Origin of the sequence: Isoptericola hypogeus (assembly GCF_039531145.1) — a bacterium.
Lineage (GTDB): Bacteria > Actinomycetota > Actinomycetes > Actinomycetales > Cellulomonadaceae > Isoptericola > Isoptericola hypogeus.
The window spans coordinates 265,012-272,420 of sequence record NZ_BAAAPM010000005.1; the positions used below are offsets into that span (position 1 = coordinate 265,012).

8 protein-coding genes are annotated in these 7,409 nt (G+C 72.9%); 7 read left to right on the forward strand and 1 reads right to left on the reverse strand.

Annotation, left to right across the window (positions count from 1 at the left end):
• The first annotated feature begins 41 nt into the window (after nt 1-41).
• From lysS to mshA, 5 genes are all read left to right on the forward strand, one after another.
• On the forward strand, nt 42-1,559 hold the full coding sequence (gene lysS / locus ABD254_RS13915) for a lysine--tRNA ligase (RefSeq protein ID WP_344249016.1): 1,518 nt from the start codon (nt 42-44) through the stop codon (nt 1,557-1,559).
• Between the two features lie 14 nt (nt 1,560-1,573).
• Nucleotides 1,574-1,741 (forward strand): hypothetical protein, encoded by a 168-nt coding sequence (locus ABD254_RS13920; RefSeq protein ID WP_344249017.1) that lies wholly within the window; start codon nt 1,574-1,576, stop codon nt 1,739-1,741.
• A gap of 113 nt (nt 1,742-1,854) precedes the next feature.
• Nucleotides 1,855-2,193 carry a histone-like nucleoid-structuring protein Lsr2 gene (locus ABD254_RS13925; protein WP_344249018.1) on the forward strand — a complete coding sequence of 113 codons (339 nt, stop codon included), beginning with the start codon at nt 1,855-1,857 and terminating at the stop codon, nt 2,191-2,193.
• Nucleotides 2,194-2,281: 88 nt separating this feature from the next.
• Nucleotides 2,282-3,391 carry a lactonase family protein gene (locus ABD254_RS13930; protein WP_344249019.1) on the forward strand — a complete coding sequence of 370 codons (1,110 nt, stop codon included), beginning with the start codon at nt 2,282-2,284 and terminating at the stop codon, nt 3,389-3,391.
• Nucleotides 3,392-3,456: 65 nt separating this feature from the next.
• A complete protein-coding gene (mshA, locus tag ABD254_RS13935) occupies nt 3,457-4,767 on the forward strand; it encodes a D-inositol-3-phosphate glycosyltransferase (protein ID WP_425553811.1) in 1,311 nt (436 codons plus the stop codon).
• 109 nt (nt 4,768-4,876) lie between these two features.
• Here mshA and ABD254_RS13940 read toward each other — a convergent pair whose 3' ends face one another.
• On the reverse strand, nt 4,877-5,863 hold the full coding sequence (locus tag ABD254_RS13940) for a type IV toxin-antitoxin system AbiEi family antitoxin domain-containing protein (RefSeq protein WP_344249021.1): 987 nt from the start codon (nt 5,861-5,863) through the stop codon (nt 4,877-4,879).
• 249 nt (nt 5,864-6,112) lie between these two features.
• Here ABD254_RS13940 and ABD254_RS13945 point away from each other — a divergent pair, with 249 nt between their 5' ends.
• Nucleotides 6,113-6,568 (forward strand): nitroreductase family deazaflavin-dependent oxidoreductase, encoded by a 456-nt coding sequence (locus tag ABD254_RS13945; protein WP_344249022.1) that lies wholly within the window; start codon nt 6,113-6,115, stop codon nt 6,566-6,568.
• Between the two features lie 58 nt (nt 6,569-6,626).
• Nucleotides 6,627-7,367, forward strand: coding sequence for a phosphoglyceromutase (locus ABD254_RS13950; protein ID WP_344249023.1), 741 nt, complete (start codon nt 6,627-6,629; stop codon nt 7,365-7,367).
• Nucleotides 7,368-7,409 lie beyond the last annotated feature (42 nt).

Consider the following 7,409-nt stretch of genomic DNA (forward strand, 5'->3'; position numbering starts at 1 on the left):
AGCGCGGCGGGTGTGAGGTGGGTCGCCCGTAGAATCGTCGGGTGACCTCCCCGCAGAACCCCGACCCTGCCGTGCCCGCCGACGACCTCCCCGAGCAGCTGCGCGTCCGCCGCGAGAAGCGCGAACGCCTGCTCGAGCGCGGGGCGGAGGCGTACCCGGTGAGCGTCCCGGTCACGCACGGCATCGCCGCGGTGCGCGAGTCGTACGGGCACCTCGAGGCGGGCCAGGAGACCGACGACGTCGTGGGCGTCGCGGGGCGCGTCGTCTTCCTGCGCAACACCGGCAAGCTGTGCTTCGTCACGCTGCAGGACGGCGAGGGGAACCGGCTGCAGGCGATGCTCAGCCTGAAGGATGTCGGCGAGGAGTCGCTGGCGGCCTTCAAGGCGGACGTCGACCTCGGCGACCACCTCTACGTGCATGGCCGTGTGGGGGCGTCGCGCCGCGGGGAGCTGAGCGTGTTCGCCGACGAGTGGCGGATGGCGGCCAAGGCGCTGCGGCCGCTCCCGGTGCTGCACAAGGACCTGTCCGAGGAGGCCCGGGTCCGTCAGCGGTACGTCGACCTCATCGCCCGCCCCGCGGCCCGGGACATGGTGCGGCTGCGGTCCGGCGTGATGCGCTCCCTGCGCGACAACTTCCACCGCCGCGACTTTCTCGAGATCGAGACGCCGATGCTGCAGACCGTGGCGTCGGGCGCTTCCGCGCGCCCGTTCTCCACGCACATGAACGCCTATGACATCGACCTGTTCCTGCGGATCGCGCCGGAGCTCTTCCTCAAGCGCGCCGTCGTCGGCGGCGTCGAGAAGGTCTTCGAGATCAACCGGAACTTCCGCAACGAGGGAGCGGACTCCACGCACTCGCCGGAGTTCGCGATGATCGAGTCCTACGAGGCGTACGGGGACTACAACACCATCGGCGCTCTCACGCAGGACCTCGTGCAGACGGCGGCGCGCGACATTCTCGGCACCACCGTCGTCACGCTTCCCGACGGCGAGGAGTACGACCTCGGCGGCGAATGGGCCCAGATCACGATGTACGGCTCGCTCTCCGAGGCGGTGGGGGAGGAGATCACCCCCTCCACGTCGGTCGACCACTTGGTGACGCTCGCCGAGAAGGCCGAGATCTCCGTCGACCCGAAGAAGATGAACCACGGCAAGCTCGTCGAGGAGCTGTGGGAGCACCACGTGGGCGACGCCCTGCACGCCCCGACGTTCGTGCGCGACTTCCCGGTCGAGACGTCGCCGCTGGTCCGGGACCACCGCACCGTGCCCGGGGTCGTCGAGAAGTGGGACCTGTACGTGCGGGGCTTCGAGCTCGCGACCGGCTATTCCGAGCTGGTCGACCCGGTGATCCAGCGCCGTCGCTTCGAGGCACAGGCGCTGCTGGCGGCCGCGGGCGACGACGAGGCCATGGCCCTCGACCAGGACTTCCTCGAGGCGATGGAGTACGCGATGCCCCCGGCCGGCGGGATGGGAATGGGAGTCGACCGGCTCCTCATGGCGCTCACCGGGCTGGGAATTCGCGAGACCATCCTCTTCCCGCTCGTCAAGCCGACGCTCTGAACGGAACGATATCGATGGACAACTTTCTCGCCGTCCTGGCAGCCCTGATTCCGTCGGTCGGGGTCGGCCTGCTGTTCTGGCTCGCCATGCGCAAGATCGTGCGCGCCGACCGGAACGAGCGACTCGCGCTCGACCGGATGGACGCCGAGGAGCGCGAGCAGGCCGATGGGGCGGGCCGTTAGGGGACATTCTCCCCGCGATAATGCGGCCGCGCCGAGAACTTCGGATTGACAAATCCTCTCCGTCATAGGCATTGTTCAGAATGCACGCGGAATTCGACGGATGAGGAGCCAGCGTGGTCCAGAAGCAGCAGATCGTCCTGATCGACGATATCGACGGCAGCGAGGCGGACGAGACCGTCACGTTCGCTCTCGACGGTGTCACCTACGAGATCGACCTCACGTCCGCGCACGCGGCCGAGCTGCGTGACGCGTTCGCCACGTGGATCGGGCACGGTCGCAAGACGTCGGGTCGCGCCGCGTCCGTGGGTCGCACGTCCGGCGCCCGGCGCACCACCACCGACCGCGCCCAGCTCGCCAAGATCCGCGAGTGGGCGCGCGACAGCGGGCACAAGGTCAGCGACCGGGGCCGCATCCCGGGTTCGGTGCTCTCCGCCTACGAGGCCGCGCACTGACGTAGTCGCACGCCGTACCGCTCACGACGCACGCCCCGGCCGGGACCTCCGGCCGGGGCGTGCGTCGTCACGGTCCTAGGCTGGACCTATGACCGACGCGACCACCCTGCCCCTGTGGATCGGCACGTACCCCGCACCGGGGGCGGCCCCGGGCAGCGGGGAAGGGATCTGGTACGTCGCCGTCGACACCGCCGACGGCTCGGTGCGCTCCGAACGCCTGGCGACGACGCTCCCGTCGGCGTCGTTCCTCGCCCTGCACCCGTCCGGCCGCACGCTGTACGCCGTGTCGGAGACCTCGGCGGGCACGCTCACCGCGTTCCGCCTCGAGGAGCCCGGGCCCGACGGGATGCCCGTGCCGGCCGTGTCGGGCTCTGTGCCGACGGGCGGCGACGACCCGTGCCACGTGCTCGCCCGCGAGGGCGACGCGTGGGTCGCGAACTACGGCGACGGCGTCGCGTCGTCGGTGGCGGTCGACCCCGCCACGGGCGACCTGGCCGCCGGGAGCGTCGCCACCCACCCCGGAGCCGGGGACGGGCCGGTCGCGGACCGGCAGGCCGGGCCGCACGCGCACTTCGTCGCCGATGCCGGCGACCACGTGCTGGTCGCAGACCTCGGCGCCGACGTGCTGCGGCGCTACCCGGCGGCGGGCGCGGCCGCAGGGGCTGAGGGCGAGATCGCGGCGGTCCTTCCCCCGGGCACCGGGCCGCGGCACCTCGTCGAGCTGCCCGACGGCTCGCTGGTCGTGGTGGGCGAGCTCGACGCCCGCGTCCACGTGCTCTCGCGGGAGGGCGACGGCTGGGCGCCGGCGTCGTCGACCCCCGTGTGCGCGGGCGCCGACGCGGGCTCCGACTTCGCCGCGCACGTGACGCTCAGCGCCGACGGCTCCCGCGTGCACGTGGGCGTGCGGGGCTCCGACGTGCTCGCCGTCCACCGCGTCCGCTACCTGGACGACGGCGCGCCGACGCTGGAGCACCTCGCCGACGTGCCGCTCGGCGACGGCGCGTGGCCGCGGCACCACGCGGTCGTCCGCGTCGGCCACGGGGCCGACGAGACCGGGGCGGGGACGGAGCTGGTCGTCGTCGCGCTGCAGGGCCGGTCCGAGCTGGCCGGGGTCCGGATCGACCTCGCCACCGGCGCCGGCGAGGTCGTCTCGCGGCACCGCCTGCCCACCCCGCCCGCCTGCGTGCTGGAGGCGTGATGCACCCCCCGCCGGCTGCCCAGCCCCGCTCGGCCGACGCCGGGCGGCCGGGGCCGCGCGTCGCCATGCTGTCTGTGCACACCTCCCCCCTCGACCAGCCGGGCACCGGCGACGCGGGCGGGATGAACGTCTATGTGCTCGAGCTGTCCCGGGCGCTCGCCCGGCGCGGGGCGGAGGTCGAGATCTTCACGCGCGCGACGTCGTCGGCCCAGCCGCGGTGCGTCGACGTCGAGCCCGGCATCCGCGTCGTGCACGTCGCGGCCGGGCCCTACGAGGGGCTGGACAAGAACGACCTGCCCGGCCAGCTCTGCGCCTTCGCCGCAGGAGTCCTGCGCGCCGAGGCGCACCGCCCGCCGCACTGGTACGACGTCGTGCACAGCCACTACTGGCTGTCCGGGCAGGTGGGCTGGCTCGCCGGCGAGCGGTTCGACGTGCCGCTGGTGCACACCATGCACACGATGGCGCGGGTCAAGAACGCGGCGCTCGCGCCGGGCGACACGCCCGAACCGGTGGGCCGGGTCGTGGGGGAGGAGCAGGTGGTCGCCGAGGCCGACGCGCTCGTCGCGTCCACGCGCGAGGAGGCCGACGAGCTGGTGCGCGAGTACCGCGCCGACCCCGACCGCGTGCACGTCGTGGCGCCCGGCGTCGACCTCGACGCGTTCATGCCCCTCTCACCCCAGCCGGGCCGGGACGCAGACGCCGAGCGACGCGCGCTGCGGGAGCGACTGGGCCTGCCCACCGACCGCCAGATCGTGCTCTTCGCGGGGCGGGTGCAGCTCCTCAAGGGCCCCGACGTGCTGGTGCGCGCGCTCGGCGTGCTCGCCGACCATGCGGCCGGACAGGCGACCCCGGAAGGCCGGACCGCGGACGCCTGGCGCGACGGCGGCGGGTCGCGCGTGCCGGCGCTCGTCGTGGTGGGCGGCGCCAGCGGGCGCCCCACCGCCGTCCGGGAGCTGGAGGCGCTGGCCCACCAGATGGGCGTGACCGACCACCTGGTCGTGCGGCCGGCGGCGCCCCGCGAGACCCTCGTCGAGTACTTCCGCGCCGCGGACGTCGTCGCCGTACCGTCGCACAACGAGTCGTTCGGCCTGGTCGCGGCCGAGGCGCAGGCCGCTGGGACGCCCGTCGTCGCGGCCGCCGTCGGTGGGCTGCAGACCGTGGTGCTGGACGACGTCTCCGGCGTCCTGGTGCCTGACCACAGCCCGTGGACCTGGGCCCGCGTGCTCGGGGACCTGCTCGCCGACGACATGCGGCTGCAACGGCTCGCCGCCGGCGCGCGCCGCGCGAGCGAGCGGTTCTCCTGGGACACCGCCGCCTCCGCGATGCTCGATGTCTACGCCCAGGCCGCCAAGGTGCACCAGGCCCGTCGCCTCTGAGACCTCCCCCAACGGTCCCCCTCCCGCCGAGCATGTGCTTCCTCGGGGTTTCGCTGGCCCAATCCCTGATCAACCGCATGTTCGAGACCGACGAACCACATGCTCGGGCTCAGCGGTGTCGAGCCAGGAACCGCCGGACCTCGGAGGCGATCCCGCCCAGGTCGTCGAAGGTGAACCGCAGCAGGTCAACCTTGCCGGAACTGACGATGCCGTTCTGCCGGACGCGATCGGCGAACACCGCCTCCGGGGTGTCGTGGAACGCGGCGCCATCCATCTCGACGACCAGGTATCGGCCGCCGCGGAGGCGCCACGCCAGGTCCCCGCGCGCCCGCTCGTCCCCCGACCTGTCGAGGAACGGCAGCTGCAACGTGTCGGGCGCGACGCCGCCGTCGATGCACTCGAGACGTGCGAACGACTCCAACGCGGATTCCGAGCGGCCGTCGGCCAGCTCGAAGACGTCGTGTCGCGACGCGATCCCTCGCCGGCCGCGGGCCAGGTCGTGGACGAGCTCCAGACCGTGACGCGAGAGCTTGCGCTCGCGCAGTGCCGAGTCGAGCACGGCGAGCCCGTGGCGCCGCGACAGCTCGGGGATCGACTGCGCGAGGGCCCAGTCGAGGGCAGCGACTCGTCGCCCGGCGATCGGGACGGTGCGCATCCCGTGGTCGAACTGCCGCAACGACACGCGCTCGACGTCGCGCCGGTTGCTCCCGCGAGGCAGCGCCGCCTCCGCACGGACGCCGGTGGGCAGCCCCGCCACCTCGTGCAGCACCAGGGCGCACGGGCCGACGGCCACGGCGTCCGGCCCGTAGGCGAGCAGCGCCGTCCACGTGGCACGGAGCCGGCGGCGAGCGGTGCGCCAGCCGGGCGACGCGACAGCGGTTCCGGGCGACGGCGCGCCGGGACCGGTCCATGGCACGTCGTCGGGGAGGTGCACGTCGTACACGCCGCGGCACACCCGGAGCCAGGTGCGGGCCCGGGTCAGCGTGGTCAGGGATCCCGGGCTGAGTCCGTGCTCCTGTGCCTGCCCGGTGGTCACGAGGCCGGCCTGACGGCGGGCGAGCAGCAGCAACGAGGGCGGAACGGCGGTGCGACGCATGGGGCGACGCTGCACGCCGCACCCCCATGGGTGTCCGCCGGGTGCGGCACCGCTGTGGACGGCACTGTCGCGCCGCCACCTGTGGGCATGCTCGGCGACGGCAGCACGCTGTCGTCGAACATGTCGTTGACGTCCCGCGAGCATGCGGTACATCCGGGATTGAGGGTCCTCAACCCCGAGCAACCACATGTTCGGCACGTTGGGTGGGGGTCCGGGAATGCGTGACCCGGGCAGATGATTGGAACGGGCATGCCGATCACCGGAGAGTACGCACCCAGCCCGTCCGCCCGCGCCGCCAACCAGGTGGAGCTCTACGAGTCCTCCGGCGGGACGAAGGGCACGACGATGCGCGGGATGCCCGTCGTCGTCCTCACGACGGTCGGCGCCCGGACCGGGAAGCTCCGCAAGATCCCGCTGATGCGGGTCGAGCACGACGGCGAGTACGCCGTCGTCGCCTCCCTCGGCGGGGCCCCGAAGCACCCCGTCTGGTACTACAACGTCCTCGCGAACCCGAAGGTGGAGCTGCAGGACGGACCAGAGAGGCACGAGTACGTCGCCCGCGAGGTCACGGGCGAGGAGAAGGCGCTGTGGTGGGAGCGGTCGGTGGCCGCGTACCCGGACTACGCCGACTACCAGCGCCGGACCGACCGTGAGATCCCCGTCTTCGTCCTGGAGCGCACGGACCTGGCGCCCACGGACGGCTGACGTCCGGGATCCGGCCCGGCGGTGCGACCCGCCGGGCCGAGAAGGCAGGATGGTCCCCATGACCTACACCCTCGTGCTGCTCCGCCATGGCGAGAGCGAGTGGAACGCCAAGAACCTCTTCACCGGCTGGGTCGACGTGCCGCTCTCGGAGAAGGGCACCGCGGAGGCGACGCGCGGTGGCGACCTGCTGAAGGAGGCCGGCGTCGCCCCCGACGTCGTGCACACCTCGCTGCTGCGCCGCGCCATCAACACGGCGAACCTGGCGCTCGACGCCGCCGACCTGCACTGGATCCCGGTCAAGCGGAACTGGCGCCTCAACGAGCGCCACTACGGCGACCTGCAGGGCAAGGACAAGAAGCAGGTGCGCGACCAGTACGGCGAGGAGCAGTTCATGCTCTGGCGCCGCTCCTACGACGTGCCGCCGCCGGACATCGAGCTCGGCTCCGAGTTCTCGCAGGACGCCGACGTGCGCTACGCCGGCGAGCCGATCCCGCGCGCGGAGGCCCTCAAGCAGGTGCTCGACCGGGCGCTGCCGTACTGGGACGGCGAGATCGTGCCCGACCTCAAGGCCGGCAAGACCGTCCTCGTCGCGGCGCACGGCAACTCGCTGCGCGCGATCGTCAAGCACCTCGACGGCGTCGACGACCAGACGATCGCCGGCCTGAACATCCCCACCGGCATCCCGCTGGTGTACGAGCTGGACACCGAGACGCTGAAGCCCATCAACCCGGGCGGCACGTACCTCGACCCCGAGGCCGCGAAGGACGCCATCGCCGCCGTGGCCAACCAGGGCCGCTGACGCGACGTCCCGCCTCGCCCGACGCACGACGGCGCCGCACCC